Here is a 14,313-nt window from a genome sequence, read left to right as displayed (position 1 = left end):
CCGCTTTGGAGCAGACGTTACGACGCTTGCAGCATCCGGGAAGGGCCTTGTCCGCAATTATGATGGCAGCACCAACGCAACGATGCGCGACCTCTACACGCGACTGATGCCGTCACGTCCTGACCGGGAGCAACTGCCTGATACCAATGTCATTGTCGTGCATCTCGGCAGCAACGATTTCAGTGGTGGCGCGCGGCCGCCGGATTTTGTCGCACGCTACGCGGACTTGCTTGCCCAATTGCGCGCCAACGCGCCTGGCGCAATGATCTATGCCGGTATCGGCCCGATGCTTTGGGGCGCCGACCTCGATGCCGCGGTGTCGGCCGTGAACAAGGCCGTGGCGGTCCGTCGTGCCGCGGGTGAAAGAAAAATTGCTCTGATACGATTCGACAGTCCAGGAGGAGTTGCTTCACGCGGCTGCGACTCGCATCCAAATGAAATCGGCCAGGGTCATATGGCCGATGAACTTGAGGCCCGTGTGAAAGCGGACCTTGGCTGGGAAGAGACAAAATGACTGTAGCTTCGACGGTTGGCGTAGAATCACCAACGGTGCTGCCGGACAGCACCAATGTTCGTCGCAAGCTGCTCGGGCTCCAAGTTCTAAGGTTCGTCGCCGCTTTTGCGGTGGTATTGTTCCATATTGGAAGCGGTTTTCAAATAGAGTTTGGTCTTAAGGAAAATATCTTTGGGTTCGGAGCGTCAGGCGTTGATATATTCTTCGTAATCAGTGGATTTATAATCGCTTACACCACCGATGAGGCCAAAGGCGCCTGGCAATTCTGTCGCCGCCGCATAGTTCGTATCGTTCCGCTCTATTGGACGCTGACGGCAGGTATCGTGTTGATTGCGCTGATGAAACCCGGTCTGCTGAATTCGACCGTCGTGAGCGGCGAAACGATCCTGAAATCACTGTTCTTCATCCCGTTCGAAAAGGTCGACGGTTCGATTCAGCCGCTGCTCTTTCTCGGCTGGAGCCTCAATTATGAGATGTTCTTCTATGCAATATATGCTGCGTGCATAGCTTGCGGCCTGCGCGGCCCACTGTCGCCATCCATGTTCATAGTAGTTCTCGTGGCGATGGGTCAATTCATCCAGAGTGAAAACGTCGCTTGGCGCTTTTATACAAATCCGCTGATGCTGGAATTTGTTTTTGGCATCTTACTTTACCTGGCATATGTGCATAGTGCGAAGCTTTTCGTGGGACGTACGTGGCTTATGCTTGCGATTTTCGTGGCGACAATAGCCATTCGGCAAATGATACCTGATTTGCCCTGGCTTCTGGCGAACGGCGTCCCTGCCGTGGTTTTAACCGCCGCCGCTTTGTCTTGGTCGCCCCCCCGGACGCGCGCGATAACATTTCTGGTTTTGCTCGGAGATGCATCATACTCGCTCTACCTCTCGCACCCCTATGTGATCCAGCTGGCGAGCAAACTGCTACCGCATCAGTCGGGGCTGATGGCGCAGGGGCTGGCCGGCATCGTGGCATGCGCGCTGTCCATAGCGGTATCCATTGTCCTTTATACAATGATCGAGCGACCCGCGCAGGCTCTCTTCAATGGCTTGGCAGCCCGTAGGCAAGCCTCCTCGACGCTCAGGAAAACCGAAAATCATATCTGACTCGCGATGGGAACAGGCCGCCCACTGCCTCTGGATTTGTGACGGATCGCCCCTGTTCCAAGGTGCGACGACTCGGTATCCGCCGCTTGGCCAATTCGCGTAAGATAAGTTGACCGGATTTGCCATTGAGCGCCGGGCGCGATAGGTTATATTGCACTGCACAATGGAGAAGCCGTTTATTGCACGCCCATGTCTGCGAAAAATCCGGCCGGCTCATGGCTTGCCGGCACTGGGTCGTGTCGGCGGGACTCTGAGATGAAGATTCCAAAGTCCCTGCTGGTCGATCCCGAGAAGAACTCGGTCTATGGCGCCTTTGCCGTAGCCGTCTCGATCTGGGCGTTTTCCTATTCGTTCATTTTCGGCCAGGTGCTGATCCTGGCCTACTACGCGGTCTGGCTTCCACTCGTCCTGGTCGACTACCGGCGGTTTCTGCGGCATCTGTCCAGCGCCTGGCTGCCGCTGCTGTTTGCCGCCTATGTCTGCTTCTCGATTTTCTGGTCGGTTGCGCCGGGCATCACGGCAAGGACGGCGTTCCAATATCTCTCTCATATCGCTTGTGCCTATATCGCGGCGCGCACCGTCAGCGTGCGCGCATTGACGATAGGCGCCCTGGTCGGGATTTTCTTCATCCTGCTGTATTCGTTGCGGGTCGGCAATTATTCCGACGATGTTCTCGACGGCACCTACAATTTCGTCGGCGCGTTTGCCTCCAAGAACCAGCTCGGTTTTGTCGCCTCGCTCGGCATATATTTCAGCGTGGTGTTCCTTGCCTTTTACAGGCGCGGCCGGCTGAGCCTCATGCTTACAGCGCCTCTCATTCTGCTGTCGGCCTATCTGCTGTTCGTCTCGCATTCCGCCACCTCGATGGCCTCGATACCGGCGGTTCTGGCGCTGGTGACGCTTCTTGCGATGAGCAAAATTTTGTCACGGCGCTACCGCCGGGTGATTTTCCTGATCGGCGCCGGTCTGCTGGTCGTGACTGCCTTTGTCGCCTTGAATCTCGGGCTGATGGACTTCGTCCTCGGCCTCTTCGGCAAGGATTCGACGCTCACCGGACGGACCTATCTGTGGGAGCAGGGCTGGAATGCCGTGCAGAAATCGCCGATTCTCGGCGTCGGCTATGCCGCCTATTGGGTGCAGGGCTTCGCCGAAGCCGAGCGGCTGTGGAACGAGTTCTACATCACCACCCGCACCGGCTTCCACTTCCACAACACCTATATCGAGGCTCTTGTCGAACTCGGCTTCGTCGGAGCGACGCTGGTATCGCTGATCGTGCTGCGCACGCTCTACGGCCACGTGTCGGCGGTGGTCTTCAAGACATGGCGGGCCGAGCCGGTGATCCTCGCCGGCGTGATGGTGCTGCTGCTGATTCGTTCCTTCGTCGAGGTCGAGATACTCAACCCCTATTTTACGGGTTCCTTCTTGATGTACTACAGTTTCTTCAAGCTGGCGCGGCTGCCCGTTACTACCCGCACGCGGCGGTCGCAGGCGCCGGCGGATGCGGCCACGGGTGAAGCTGATTGGCCCCGGCATGCCGGCCGTCCGGCGGCCGCTGGGTCGTCATAAGCAATCAACTCGCGGGTTGAAGTCAGGGCAGCGGGAAGCCTTCGCCTGGCAAGCATGGTGCTCAGCAAAAATCCGCCCCTCACGGGACGGATTGAGATGCTGGATGGTATCGGGCTGTGGGCTACTGGCTGGCCAGCGGCGCCAGCTTGACCTTGATCACATCGCCAGGCAGCACGAGTGTGTCTTCCTTGGCGGCGATTTCGCTGGTCTTGCCGTCGACATTGCGCACCAGTGAATAAAGCAGGGCGGGCTGCTGATCATTTGTCATGGCGGCCACAGTCGCGGGATCGGTAGCCTGGGCTATCAGGCCTTTCTGCATATTCGCCTTCAGCGCGGCTTCGTTCAGGTCGGCTTCGGTCTGCTGCCGGGCGGTAGCGAGGTTTGAACTCAAGGTGTTCTGGGCATCGATGGCGTCCTGCTTCGCCTTGCTGATCGACTGCTTGGCGGTGAGGATGGCGGTTTCGTAGTCCAGGATCTTGCCCTGCAGGTCGGCAACCGACTGGCGCGAATCCAGCAGTCGGGCGTTGGCGATCAGGCCTTTCTGCGCTAGCGGGCCGATGCTGGCGAGCTGCTGCTGCGCCAAGTCGACCTGCTGCTGCTGGTTGACGATCTTCTTCTGCAGCGATTCGATCTCGGATTCCAAAACCCCTTTGAGATCGTCGAGCGCTTCAAGCTTCAGCTTCAGCGCCTTTTGGTCCGCTGTCAGGATAGTCATTTCGTCCGCGACGATGGCTGGCAGTCTCGGATCGCCCTCGACCTCCTTAGGCACGTCGAAACTGGCCTTGCCGGCCATGTCCGCGTCGATGCGGGCGCGCCTGACGATCAGCCGAATGCGCTGGTCGTCGGAGACATCGAAATTGCCCTTGGCGGTAACCAAGTCCTTGCCGAGTTGAGGTCCGTAGTCGGCGTTTCGCCGGATGCCTCCGGCGACGCTGATGGCCTTCAACACTGTCAGGTCAGGCACATATGGAAACTGGCCGGGGTTCTGGACTTCGCCCGAAATGTAGAATGGCCGGAACTGCGCCATCTCGACCGAGGCTTCCGGTCTGTCTGACAAAGCGAGTTTTTTCTGCAAAGCCTCGCCGATCGCCGTTGCGATTTCGGACGTGGTCTTGCCGGAGGCCGGCAGTTCGCCGGCGAACGGCACCGACAGCGTGCCGGATGGACCGACCGTGTACTCGCCATTCACCGCCGACCAGTCACGGAATGTGCCTTCCACGGTCTGCCATTCGGCGACGCGGATGGTGAGCTTGTCCTGCGAGCCGAGGCGATAGTCGCCGGCGGCGGCGATGTGCGGGACGACGAGGGCCATGGCAAGGCATGTGGCCAGCAAACGCGCCCGCCGCAGGCGGCCGGAAACCGGGCCGCCGCGAAAGGCTTCGAACAAATCTGTTTTCAACTCAACGTTCCGATCCGCTATAGCCCCATCGCCCGATGAGCTTGCGTCGAATGGCCGACGCCAATGTCTGGCATTGGCCACCGGCCGGTCAGTAAGAACCGCGCGACATCCAGACGGCCGGGACGGTCTTGATGATGATGCGAACGTCCTCGAACAGCGACCAGTTCTCAACATAGTGACGGTCGAAGGCGACGCGGCTGTCATAGGACACATCGTTGCGGCCGCTGACCTGCCACAGGCCGGTCAGGCCCGGACGCGATTTCAGATAGTAGACGGCGGATGTGCCATAGATCTCTAGTTCGTCGCGCACAACCGGACGCGGACCGACAAGGCTCATATCGCCCTGCAGGATGTTGATGATCTGCGGCAACTCATCGAGGCTGAGTTTCCTCAGCACTGCTCCAACGCGGGTGACGCGCGGGTCGTTCTTCAGCTTGCGGGTCGCGATCCATTCCGCGTTGGCGTCCGGGTTGGTGGCGAGATAGGCTGCCAGCACCTTGTCGCCGTCCGGAACCATGGTGCGGAACTTCAGGCACGGAAAAATCCGTCCGCCCCGCCCGATTCGCCTGTGGCCGTAGAAAATCGAGCCGCCGTCGGAAAACTTGACGAGCAGCGCTATCATGACAAATAGCGGGCTGAGGGCGATCAAGCCAATCAGTGAACCGGTGATATCGAAGCTGCGTTTGAGCAGGCCGCCGATCGGCGGCGGAAAATCGATGTCAGCCTGCGAAAAGCTCGCGGTGGCTGACTTGGCAACGTCCCTCATGCCGTAAACTCCATGCGTTGAACGAATGGTTCACCACACGATACCAAAAAAATGTTGCAGCGCAACACACAATTTACCACCCCGTTGAAATAGTCACGTCATGAAATGACTAAATAATAAGCTTGCCATGCACAAATTTCGGCATATTTAGCACATTTGTGACAATAAATGGGCACAGCCGAAAAAATAGAGGCCTTTGTGGGGCGGTTTTTAGGCGGACCTACCTATTTGCCAAGGCGAGGTACAAACTAGTGCTTCATCATGCCGTGATGCTTGGTCAAAACCATATAAAATACTACTTAATATTGGCCATTTTACTGAAAAATATCGACGAGAGGATATCGGCCTAGCTCCCGTTGCGTGCATTGCAACATGGCAGAGTCGATCGCAAAAGCTCGATCAAAAATAACCGAAGTTGCCCTTGCCGCCTATTGCTCGCCTTAATAGAATTGCAAATTATACCTGTCACGGTGACGACAGGTGGAAAAGGCCGGAAGCAACCGGTCGAGAGTGGGCGACCTTAACAAGCCCACATGACAAGGGACGGCGCTCGGGTGGGGCAATCGCGATAATACCCGAGCCGGTTTATGGGCTGTTGGGTATGGCACTTCCAAAATTCATCCTCGGGATGATTTTCGCTCTGGCGATCGTCGTCGGCTGGTCCTGGCTGGGCGGTGCGTCGATAGGCACGATATTGGTGCGTGTCATCATCTGCGCCGTGACCATTCAGGCCGGCTATTTCGTGCTCATCTACACCATGATCGCCAGGAGCGCGCCGACGCCTGCCGATATAGCTCGTGACGCCGAGCGCAAACTGAACGCACCCGAGGTCGCCGAAAGCGAGAAGCTGGGCGGTGCCAGGCGCGGCCTGCATTGATGCAGACTGCTCAAACGTGGCCGGTTTGGCGGCAACGACATGCTTCGAGACAAAGGGACCAAAGCGCCGCGTGAATCCGTTTCGGCGCGACGCGTCCTGGCCGCCGGCTCACGCCACATCAGCGGGTTCGCTCTCCGACTGTTCCCCCAACAGCATCCTCGACAACCGGCTGCCGGTTTTTTCCTTCAGCCGCTGATATTGGCCGACCTCGACGATACGGCCGTTTTCCATCGCCACCACCCAGTCGGCGAAGGCGATCATCGACGGCCGGTGCGCGATGGTCAGGATCGTCATCGTACCGCGTAATCCGTCGATCGACCTGGCGATCAGCGACTGGTTCTGCCAGTCGAGCGCGCTGGTCGCCTCGTCGAGGATGAGCAGCGACGGCTTGCGCAGCAGCGCGCGCGCGAGCGCGATGCGCTGACGTTCGCCGCCCGAGAGCCGCACGCCGCGATCGCCGACCACCGTCTCGAGCCTGAGGTCGAGCCGTTCGACAAACTCGCCGGCGTGCGCCTGACGCAGCGCGGCCCACAGATCGCCATCGCTGGCCCGTGGCGCGGCGAGGCGCAGGTTCGCCGCGATCGTGTCGTGCAGGAGGAACACGTCCTGCGGCACATAGGCCACCTGGTCGCGCCAGCGACGGCGATTGCTGGCATCGATCTCGACGCCATCGACAAGCATCTTGCCAGTGGTGGGCTCCAGCAGGCCAAGCAGCATGTCGGCGATCGTGCTCTTGCCCGATCCGGACGGCCCGATCAGGGCGGTGACCTTGCCGGCCGGCAGGCCGAAGGTAATGCCGCTCACCACCGCCTTGTCGACAGCATCTCCGTAGGCGAAGGACACGCCGCGAATATTCAATCCCGTATTGAGGGAGAGTGTCCCGGCGTCGGCGAACTCGGTATGGCCGGGTTCGCGTTCGGCGTCGAAACGTGCCTGCAGGCTGCGCATTGCCGTAAAGGCGGGCAGGTTGATCAGCACTTGCTGGGCCTGCGTCTGCATGTCCATGAAGCGCGGCGCGATACGCATGAAGACCAGGAGCAGGACGACGATCTCGGCCAGCGACAGGTTGAAGCGGACCAAAGCCACATAGATGAACAGGCTCAGGCCCACGACGCTCGCCACCTGGAATACAGCAGTGCCGATGGTGCTGTTGCGCACATAGTCGATGTTGTCGGCCTTCATCCTCTCAAGCGTCGACCGCAGCTGCGCGAAATAGCTGTCCTCGACGTTCAGGCTCTTGGCCACCTTGATGCCGCCGAGAAATTCCGAGACTGTCCGGTACTGGTCCTGGCGATTGGCGGTCAGCACACGGCCGAAGGCAGTGGCCCGTGCCCGGAAGGGCCGCAGCGCCACGAACATCAGGATGCCGATGACCACGGCAAACAGCGTCATGACCGGCGAGATAAACACGGAAACCAGGAGATAGCCGGCCAGAAGAACGGCGATCTGCACCAGCATCAGCAGTGAGAAAGCCGCGCCCTGGACGCGGTCGATGTCGCCGGTCAGGGCATGATCGAGATCGGAACTGCGCATGCGTGTAAAAACGCCCCAGCGCGCCTTGCCGATGCTTTCGAACAGGTTCATGCGAACGCGATTGATGAAATCGAACAGCAATTTGGCCATGTAGACCGACTTGAAGCGATTGAACGCCGCCTGCGCCGCAACAAGCCCGACCAGCGCGCAAAGCACGGTCGTCAGTTGCAGCGTGCCATCAGGCACCAGCCAGCGCACGAAATCATCGTTGGGCAGCCGAACAGCGAAATCCTGGTCGGCACGTCCGACCAGATGCAGCAGCGGGACGAGCAGCAGGATCGAAATGCCCTCGGTCAGGCTGCCGAGGATGAGGAAGAACAGCGCCGTCCACGTTCGCCGGCCGCCGATCCGGGCAATGGTGGCGCCGAAGGCGGCAATTTCTCGAAACAGCGACGGGCGAAGGATTGGGGGCTTCGACATGGTTGCGCTCACAACCGCCGGCTGCCAGCCGACAGATCCTTTTCGATCAGTTCCACGGCTTCGCCGATCCTGTCCAGGCCCGTCGGGACTTCCAGCCGGTACACGCCGATGTGGTTGGCAATCCATGAACATTGCCGAAGATGCGCCGTCGCGAAGTCGCCGGGCAGGGCCGCGCGGCCGAAGCGCGTCACATAGGAGAATTTGATGATGGCCGGCAGGGCGGCAATGGCGGGCAAGGGCGTGATGTCAGCCCTTTCGCCGCGCTCGAGGATATAGATCCTGGTCGCCGGCACCTCGTCGCCCGAAAAGCCACCGTTCAGGCGATGCTGCATCTTGTCGATCGCCGCATGCACTTGCGGCCGCACTTCCGCTTCCCCAAGCGAGATCGCCGCCGCGGCGTCGGCCGCCAGCTTGATCTGCGGAAAGCCCGGAACGGTCATTGGCTCACTCGGATTGGCGAGGTCCAGCGCCACCACGTCATCGGTAAGCAGTCGATGCCCGGCCCGGATCATCGCACTTGCGGTCGTCGACTTGCCGGCTCCCTTATCACCCATGAAGATGGCGCTCGTGCCGGCGGCGGCGATGGCACTGGCATGCAGGACAAGCAGGCCGCGCCGGTGCAAGAGCAGCGCCATGACCGGACCAAGCAGCGGAAACGCGAGCAGCGCGTCGTCGACGCCGGGCGCCGGTTCGATGTCGATACGGCTGGAATCGGTGATCAGGAACGCGCCCACGGCATGCCACGCCAGATATTGCCGGTCCGGCTCGAAGCGAAAGTCGGTCGCGGCTTCGGGCGAGGGCTTTGGCAGGTCGATCGCGCCGACGGCAATCACGACATCCGCCGCCCCCGGCGCCGCCGGCTGCAGTTCGGGCAACGTCACCTCCGACGCGATGGTCAGGCCGTAGGCCCGGTAGAAGCGGCGTTCTCGCTTGGCCCGGCCATGCGAAAAGGCATCATCATTGCATAGAGCGAGCGGCTCGTTGCGCGGCATCATGCGGGGCTCCCGCCATGCTGGAGCTGCCGCAGCCAGAGCGACAGCGAGGCCGAGCGCCAGACATACTGGACATCCAGGGGGGCTGCCTGATCGGGCTGGCGCAGCAGCCGCGCATAGGCGGCACTCACTTGCGGCAGATTGACGTAAGGGGCGATGCGTTTCGCATCCGAGACCAGCAGCTGTTCCAGGAGGTCGCGATGGTTGCGCAGCATGCCGTTGACGAGATTGGCAGTGAAGTCGATCTTGTCGCGCCGCCACTGCACCGCCTCCGGCAATACGCCTTGCATGGCGCGGCGCAGCACATAGCGGCCAAAACCGTGGCTCAGCTTCTCCTCGCCCGGCAGCGCCAGGCAGAACTCGACCAGCGGCTTGTCCCAGAAGGGGTAGCGCGGCTCGACCCCGAAATTGGCGGCGGCTTTGTCGAGAACCTCGAAAGCATGCGGGACATAGCCGTTCGACAGGATCCAACGATGGCTCAAGGCGTCGCTGGCCTGGACGCCGGGCGGCATGTAGCCGGCCCGGTGAAACCGGTCGACAAGCTCGGTGCGCTTGGCCAGGTCCGGATTGATCAGGTCGCGCCAGCTTCGTGCGCGCGACACTTGCGCGGGCTTGCGGATCTTGTTCAGGGCACGGTTGGCCATATGCCTCAGCCTGGCGATGCGCCAGGCCGGCCCGTAGAGGGTCAGGAACTGGAGATAAAGGCCAAGCGTGCTGTCGCCATAGGTGTTGGATGCGCTGCGGACCTCGCGCCACAGATCCATCCATCGGCCGCCATTCGCAAGCTCGTGCAGGTGGCCGTGGCCTTGTGAAACGACCTCGTCGCCACCATGGCCGTCCAGCAGCACCTTGATGCTCTTGGCGCCGGCAGTCCGGTAGATGCCGCGGGTGAGCGTCAGGCCCGGCGCCAGGAACGTTCCTTCCTGTTCTTCCAGCACGCGCTCGAATTCGGCAAATGGGGCATAGTTGCCGACCGGGATCAGCGTCGCGTCGACCTTCTGCTGGTCGAGAACGGCATCGATGAAGGGCCGCTCGTCCATCGGCGAGCCCTTCTCGAAAATCAGCGAGAACGTTGGCAGCCTCGGCTTGCGCGCGGCGGCATTCTGCAGGCTGGCGACACAGGCGATAGACGAGGAATCGAGGCCGCCGCTCAGCATTGCCCCGACCGCCGAGGTCCCACGCATGCGGTTGCGCACCGATTGCGAGAACAGATGGGCGAATTCCTCCGATGCATCCGACCGCAAGGGCCGCGCCGACGGCTCGATCTGCCAGTATCGGCGCAGCATCACTTGTTGCGCGGTGACGGTTAGGCTGTGGCGGGCCGGCAGGCTGAATATATCGCTGTAGGGGGTCGACTGCGGGTCGTCGGGAAGCCCGGCCAGGAAGCCGGAGATCTGGCGCTCGCTGACACGTGCGCGGATACCCTCGACGCCCAGGATCGGACCGATCTCCGACGCAAAGGCAAAACGCCGGTCCGCCGCGTGGTAGTAGAACGGCTTGACGCCAAAATGATCGCGCGCGCAAAACAGCGATTGCCGCTCGTCATCCCAGATGGCGAAGGCGAAATCGCCTTGCAGATGCTCCGGGCAGGCTTCGCCCCAGCGCAGATAGGCCCGCATCAGCACGATCGCGTCGGCTACCGACTGGTCGCGGATACCGAGCCTGGCCAGCAACTCGTCACGGTTGTCCAGCCGGCAATCGGCGGTGATGGCGAGCCGGCCCCCAGCCATCGTCAAAGGGCCCGGACCGACTTCATCCGATGTGTTGAGCCAGGCGTGGCCAAGGGCGATGCTGGTGTCCAGCCACCAAGAACTGCCGTCAGGACCACGATGGCGCATGCGCGCCAGCATTTGCTGAATGTCGGCCGCCGCGACCGCCGGTGCGTTTGCTCCGCGCAACAGGATTCCGGCGACGCCGCTCATCGGCTGCCGTGGTCGACGAGATGGGCGAAGCCGTCGATCGATCCGCCAAGCACGATATGGTTGTCGCTGACCAGCCAGGCATGTGCTTTCAACTGCTCGCCTGTGCCACGTTCGATGCCGATGCGTATCGTCGATTCATTGCCTTGGCGGGCGAGAATATACTGGCCGGAGAGCGCCTGGGTCAGGCACGTGGCGTAAGGGACGAAACGGGCCGCGGCGGCAACGCCCCAGGCGACGCGCCGCAGTTCGCCCATTGAGGCGCACTGCCGCGCGTCGAGGCGCGTCACCAGGCTGCGTACACGATTGTAGGACAACAGCGTCAGCCCCAGCCGAACTGTCGCCACCACCAGCAGGCAATGGCCAAGGAAGATCATTTCCGAGCCAGTCAGGGAGAAAATCCTGACCAGCCCGCGCCGGCTTCCCCCGCGCTTCGTCTGCTTGACGTTTGTTTCTCTCGCCGGTTCCTGCCGTAAAGCCGTGGCCCGCGAAGACAAGGCCCGCGAAACCAGGGCCCGTGAAACCAGGGCCCGTGAAACCAGGGCCCGTGAAACCAGGGACTTGTGCTGGACCGGCTTAGACAAGTGCCTCATGATGCCGTCTCGCAAGCCCATTATCGGCCAGGCCCTTCAGCAATGCGTCGACATCGGCCTGGCAGCGCGCCGGGTCGACATTGTAGCGCGCAAGCACGGCGCTGCGGATGTCGCCGATCGACCGGGGTTCCTGGATCAAATCCCAGATGAAGGCGCCGACGCCATTCAGGCTGTAGTAGACATTGGATTTGAGATTGAGCAGCGCCAAGCCATCGCCGAACTCGCAAGCCACGGCATCCTTGGTCGCGCACACGCTATCGTGGTCGCCCAGATCACGGTCGGATAGCTCCCCGTTCATCCCCAAACCTCGCTGACAAAACGCTGCGACATCTCCAAGTGGCGCAGGAGAAATCGGGAGGCTGGCCCCCCGACCCCTCTTACGTCTGCTTTTGAATCCAGAGTCCCAACATGTCACTCTGGAATCGGCTGTAAGTCTCAGGAGAACGTCAGGTCGCCAATCGGCGTATGCGCGGGGAACGATGCGTCGATCGCCGTGCTGCCGCCGCCGCCCTGGGTGATGGTCTCAATCGAACCATGGACCGTCAGGCTTGGCGTTTCATATTCATGCTTTTCAACATTCTGTTCCATTTTACTCTCCGATTTAGGACTGGAAACGGCCTGTCGAGTGCCGTCAGCACTTTTATGCTGCAATGCAATAGCTGCACGGCAGCATTTATGAGTCAAGACTGTTTTACTTTCTGTTAATCAATTACGGTTGCTGGCGTCGTCACATGAGCGGCATGCCTAAAACTTGTCATTTTTTAGCCGATTCCTTGTGCACGACGATCGCGCCTGTGCTGATTCTTTAAGCATTTGATTTTGCTTGCATAAGCCGTTTGCGTTGTGCCTATATTTAGGCCTCTCTAATGAAAAGAATTTCCATTTGAGAAATCGTCCGGAGATTGCCTAAGCCGACGTGGCAAGGGACATTTCAACCGCGGTTTTCACTGCTTTCCGATGCCACCTCGATAGACGCTTTGGTGGCAAAAATTCGCACTGCAGAAGGAAAGGCTTTACGGCATCGAGGTTTTTGGTGATGCTTGCTTCGCACTTGCAGCATAAGTGTCGGCGCGAAACGCTTTCTTGGGAGACTGTGCGCTAAATGGCCTTGCCGGATGGCTCATACGAACGATTGCGCGCCGCCGGCTGTGCCGGCGAGGTGGCCTATGTGCAGGCTTGCCTGCGATTGTTTTTCGCCGGCCCGGGCGCGGGCGACGTTTCGATGCGCCATCTTGACGGTGAAAAAATTGCCGAGATTGCCAGGCTGAACAAGGTCGCCGTCTTTGTCCTCAAGGCGCTTTCGCGCGCAACCGCGCTTCAGAGGCCAACTAAGCTTTTCCAATGGCTCGACACCTACCGCAGGAAAACGGTTTCGATGAACGCGTCCTGCATCATGGATTCGATGGCGATCCAGGACGTGCTGCGCGCCAGCGAGATCGATTTCGTTTTTCTGAAGGGTCCGTTCCAGCAGCAACTTCTCTACGACGACCATTTTATGAAGCCCTCGGGCGATGTCGACATCCTGGTTTCGCCGCTCGGATTTTTCAGGGCGCGTGATGCGCTTCGCAAGATCGGCTATGAGGTATCAGGCAAGTCGAGCTCCGTCTGGTGGGTCCGCTTCCTCGGCGAACAGCACATGACCCGGGACGACGGGCCGAGGTCGTCCACCGTCGATCTCCACTACCGCCTCCAGCAGCCCGGCTCGCCAAGCCCGCGCGACGCGGACGGGTTCCTGCGGCGCAAGCGACAGGTCGAAATCGCCGGTGCGACGGTGCCGTTCACCTCGGTGGCCGATACATTGCTTTTGTCCTGCATCAGCGTCGCCAAGGCGCTTTTCAACCGGGAACCCTGCGCCGGATACGTCTGTGATATCGGCGCCAGCGCCGGCCGCCTCGACGAGGCGGATCAGCAGCGTTTGCTCGATGCCGCTACCGCGCAAGGTCTGGACGACACGCTGCTGCTTGGCCTGCGCGCCGCCGACGTGCTACTCGGCGGTGCCGGCACGCTGCTGTCGCAGCGCGCGACCAGGATCCTGCCGCGCATCGGCAATGAGGATCTGCTCGGCATGGTCATCGCGCCGTGGCTGCCGTCGCTGCGGTGGCCGCAGCGGCGAACGGTGCTTTGGGAACTGTGCGGCCGCGCTCCGGTCCGCTATCTGGCCGAAGCAGGCTGGGCGGCGTCCGCCGATATCAGCCGCCGCATCTTCGAGCGGCCGGCGAGTCGCTGAAGGTAAGTTGGATGCTGATGGCAATTCTGTAGTGCATCGAACGAGTACGGGGCGAGGGCAAATCGATATTACCTGTACGAGAGGCAAATCCATGTCGATGACGAAATCCGAGGTCTGCGTGATCATCGCGGCAAAAAACGCCGCAGCGACAATCGCCGTCGCCATCGCATCCGCATTGCGCGAACCGGAAGTGGCGGTGGTCGTGGTCGTCTACGATGCCTCCACCGACGACACCGCCGGTGTCGCACGATCCGCCGATGATGGCAGCGGGCGGCTCTCCGTGATGCGCCTCGATGTCAATCGCGGCCCCTCCTTTGCCCGCAACGCAGCCATCGCCGGCTCGAAATCGCCGTTCATCAGCATTCTCGATGCCGACGATTTCTTCCTCGAAGGCCGGTTTCGCA

Annotated in this window: 14 protein-coding genes; 6 read left to right on the top strand and 8 right to left on the bottom strand. The window is 60.8% G+C overall.

Going from position 1 to position 14,313, the window contains the following annotated elements:
• From EN914_RS06330 to EN914_RS06320, 3 genes are all read left to right on the top strand, one after another.
• Positions 1 to 514: GDSL-type esterase/lipase family protein (locus EN914_RS06330; protein ID WP_206527183.1), on the top strand; the 514-nt coding region annotated here is incomplete at its 5' end.
• The gene (locus EN914_RS06325) at positions 511 to 1,617 is read left to right on the top strand and encodes an acyltransferase (protein WP_024501842.1); all 1,107 of its coding nucleotides are present in this window, start codon (positions 511 to 513) and stop codon (positions 1,615 to 1,617) included. The genes EN914_RS06330 and EN914_RS06325, both read left to right, overlap by 4 nt.
• Positions 1,618 to 1,872: 255 nt before the next feature.
• Positions 1,873 to 3,183 (top strand): O-antigen ligase, encoded by a 1,311-nt coding sequence (locus tag EN914_RS06320; RefSeq protein WP_024501841.1) that lies wholly within the window; start codon positions 1,873 to 1,875, stop codon positions 3,181 to 3,183.
• Positions 3,184 to 3,304: 121 nt separating this feature from the next.
• Here the strand turns inward: EN914_RS06320 and EN914_RS06315 are convergent, their stop codons facing one another.
• Positions 3,305 to 4,570, bottom strand: a complete 1,266-nt coding sequence (locus EN914_RS06315; protein ID WP_024501840.1) for a polysaccharide biosynthesis/export family protein — start codon at positions 4,568 to 4,570, stop codon at positions 3,305 to 3,307.
• 100 nt (positions 4,571 to 4,670) lie between these two features.
• The gene (locus EN914_RS06310) at positions 4,671 to 5,348 is read right to left on the bottom strand and encodes a sugar transferase (RefSeq protein ID WP_013528120.1); all 678 of its coding nucleotides are present in this window, start codon (positions 5,346 to 5,348) and stop codon (positions 4,671 to 4,673) included.
• 601 nt (positions 5,349 to 5,949) lie between these two features.
• Between EN914_RS06310 and EN914_RS06305 the strand changes: the two genes are divergently transcribed.
• On the top strand, positions 5,950 to 6,225 hold the full coding sequence (locus EN914_RS06305; RefSeq protein ID WP_013528119.1) for an exopolysaccharide production repressor ExoX protein: 276 nt from the start codon (positions 5,950 to 5,952) through the stop codon (positions 6,223 to 6,225).
• A gap of 108 nt (positions 6,226 to 6,333) precedes the next feature.
• Here the strand turns inward: EN914_RS06305 and EN914_RS06300 are convergent, their stop codons facing one another.
• From EN914_RS06300 to EN914_RS06275, 6 genes are all read right to left on the bottom strand, one after another.
• Positions 6,334 to 8,178, bottom strand: a complete 1,845-nt coding sequence (locus EN914_RS06300; protein WP_127389024.1) for an ABC transporter ATP-binding protein — start codon at positions 8,176 to 8,178, stop codon at positions 6,334 to 6,336.
• Positions 8,179 to 8,186: 8 nt separating this feature from the next.
• On the bottom strand, positions 8,187 to 9,173 hold the full coding sequence (locus tag EN914_RS06295; protein ID WP_024501838.1) for a serine kinase: 987 nt from the start codon (positions 9,171 to 9,173) through the stop codon (positions 8,187 to 8,189).
• Complete coding sequence (locus EN914_RS06290; protein WP_024501837.1) at positions 9,170 to 11,092, bottom strand: lasso peptide isopeptide bond-forming cyclase; 1,923 nt, start codon at positions 11,090 to 11,092, stop codon at positions 9,170 to 9,172. The genes EN914_RS06295 and EN914_RS06290 overlap by 4 nt, the downstream gene beginning before the upstream one ends.
• Complete coding sequence (locus tag EN914_RS39130; protein WP_024501836.1) at positions 11,089 to 11,466, bottom strand: lasso peptide biosynthesis B2 protein; 378 nt, start codon at positions 11,464 to 11,466, stop codon at positions 11,089 to 11,091. The genes EN914_RS06290 and EN914_RS39130 overlap by 4 nt, the downstream gene beginning before the upstream one ends.
• A gap of 199 nt (positions 11,467 to 11,665) precedes the next feature.
• Positions 11,666 to 11,980 carry a PqqD family protein gene (locus tag EN914_RS06280; protein ID WP_013528114.1) on the bottom strand — a complete coding sequence of 105 codons (315 nt, stop codon included), beginning with the start codon at positions 11,978 to 11,980 and terminating at the stop codon, positions 11,666 to 11,668.
• Between the two features lie 137 nt (positions 11,981 to 12,117).
• Entirely contained in the window at positions 12,118 to 12,270 is a 153-nt protein-coding gene (locus tag EN914_RS06275) for a lasso peptide (RefSeq protein WP_010913078.1), read from the bottom strand.
• 514 nt (positions 12,271 to 12,784) lie between these two features.
• On the opposite strand from EN914_RS06275, the gene EN914_RS06270 reads away from it, so the two are divergent.
• Both EN914_RS06270 and EN914_RS06265 read left to right on the top strand, forming a co-directional pair.
• Positions 12,785 to 13,909: a nucleotidyltransferase family protein gene (locus tag EN914_RS06270; RefSeq protein ID WP_024501835.1), complete on the top strand. Its 1,125-nt coding sequence runs from the start codon at positions 12,785 to 12,787 to the stop codon at positions 13,907 to 13,909.
• A 91-nt stretch (positions 13,910 to 14,000) separates the two neighbouring features.
• Positions 14,001 to 14,313: glycosyltransferase (locus tag EN914_RS06265; RefSeq protein ID WP_127389023.1), on the top strand; the 313-nt coding region annotated here is incomplete at its 3' end.

The sequence above is a fragment of the Mesorhizobium sp. M7A.F.Ca.CA.001.08.2.1 genome, assembly GCF_003998455.1.
Classification (GTDB): Bacteria; Pseudomonadota; Alphaproteobacteria; order Rhizobiales; family Rhizobiaceae; genus Mesorhizobium; species Mesorhizobium ciceri.
The sequence above is the reverse complement of the archived record's forward strand: the minus strand, read 5'-3'. Positions and strand labels throughout refer to the sequence as shown.

Excerpts from the sequence above, each read along its gene's own strand:
- EN914_RS06270 (WP_024501835.1), top strand. The coding sequence starts at position 12,785 with ATGGCCTTGCCGGATGGCTCATACGAACGATTGCGCGCCGCCGGCTGT.
- EN914_RS06275 (WP_010913078.1), bottom strand. The coding sequence starts at position 12,270 with ATGGAACAGAATGTTGAAAAGCATGAATATGAAACGCCAAGCCTGACG.
- EN914_RS06300 (WP_127389024.1), bottom strand. The coding sequence starts at position 8,178 with ATGTCGAAGCCCCCAATCCTTCGCCCGTCGCTGTTTCGAGAAATTGCC.
- EN914_RS06280 (WP_013528114.1), bottom strand. The coding sequence starts at position 11,980 with ATGAACGGGGAGCTATCCGACCGTGATCTGGGCGACCACGATAGCGTG.
- EN914_RS06320 (WP_024501841.1), top strand. The coding sequence starts at position 1,873 with ATGAAGATTCCAAAGTCCCTGCTGGTCGATCCCGAGAAGAACTCGGTC.
- EN914_RS06295 (WP_024501838.1), bottom strand. The coding sequence starts at position 9,173 with ATGATGCCGCGCAACGAGCCGCTCGCTCTATGCAATGATGATGCCTTT.
- EN914_RS06290 (WP_024501837.1), bottom strand. The coding sequence starts at position 11,092 with ATGAGCGGCGTCGCCGGAATCCTGTTGCGCGGAGCAAACGCACCGGCG.
- EN914_RS06325 (WP_024501842.1), top strand. The coding sequence starts at position 511 with ATGACTGTAGCTTCGACGGTTGGCGTAGAATCACCAACGGTGCTGCCG.
- EN914_RS06305 (WP_013528119.1), top strand. The coding sequence starts at position 5,950 with ATGGCACTTCCAAAATTCATCCTCGGGATGATTTTCGCTCTGGCGATC.
- EN914_RS39130 (WP_024501836.1), bottom strand. The coding sequence starts at position 11,466 with ATGATCTTCCTTGGCCATTGCCTGCTGGTGGTGGCGACAGTTCGGCTG.
- EN914_RS06310 (WP_013528120.1), bottom strand. The coding sequence starts at position 5,348 with ATGAGGGACGTTGCCAAGTCAGCCACCGCGAGCTTTTCGCAGGCTGAC.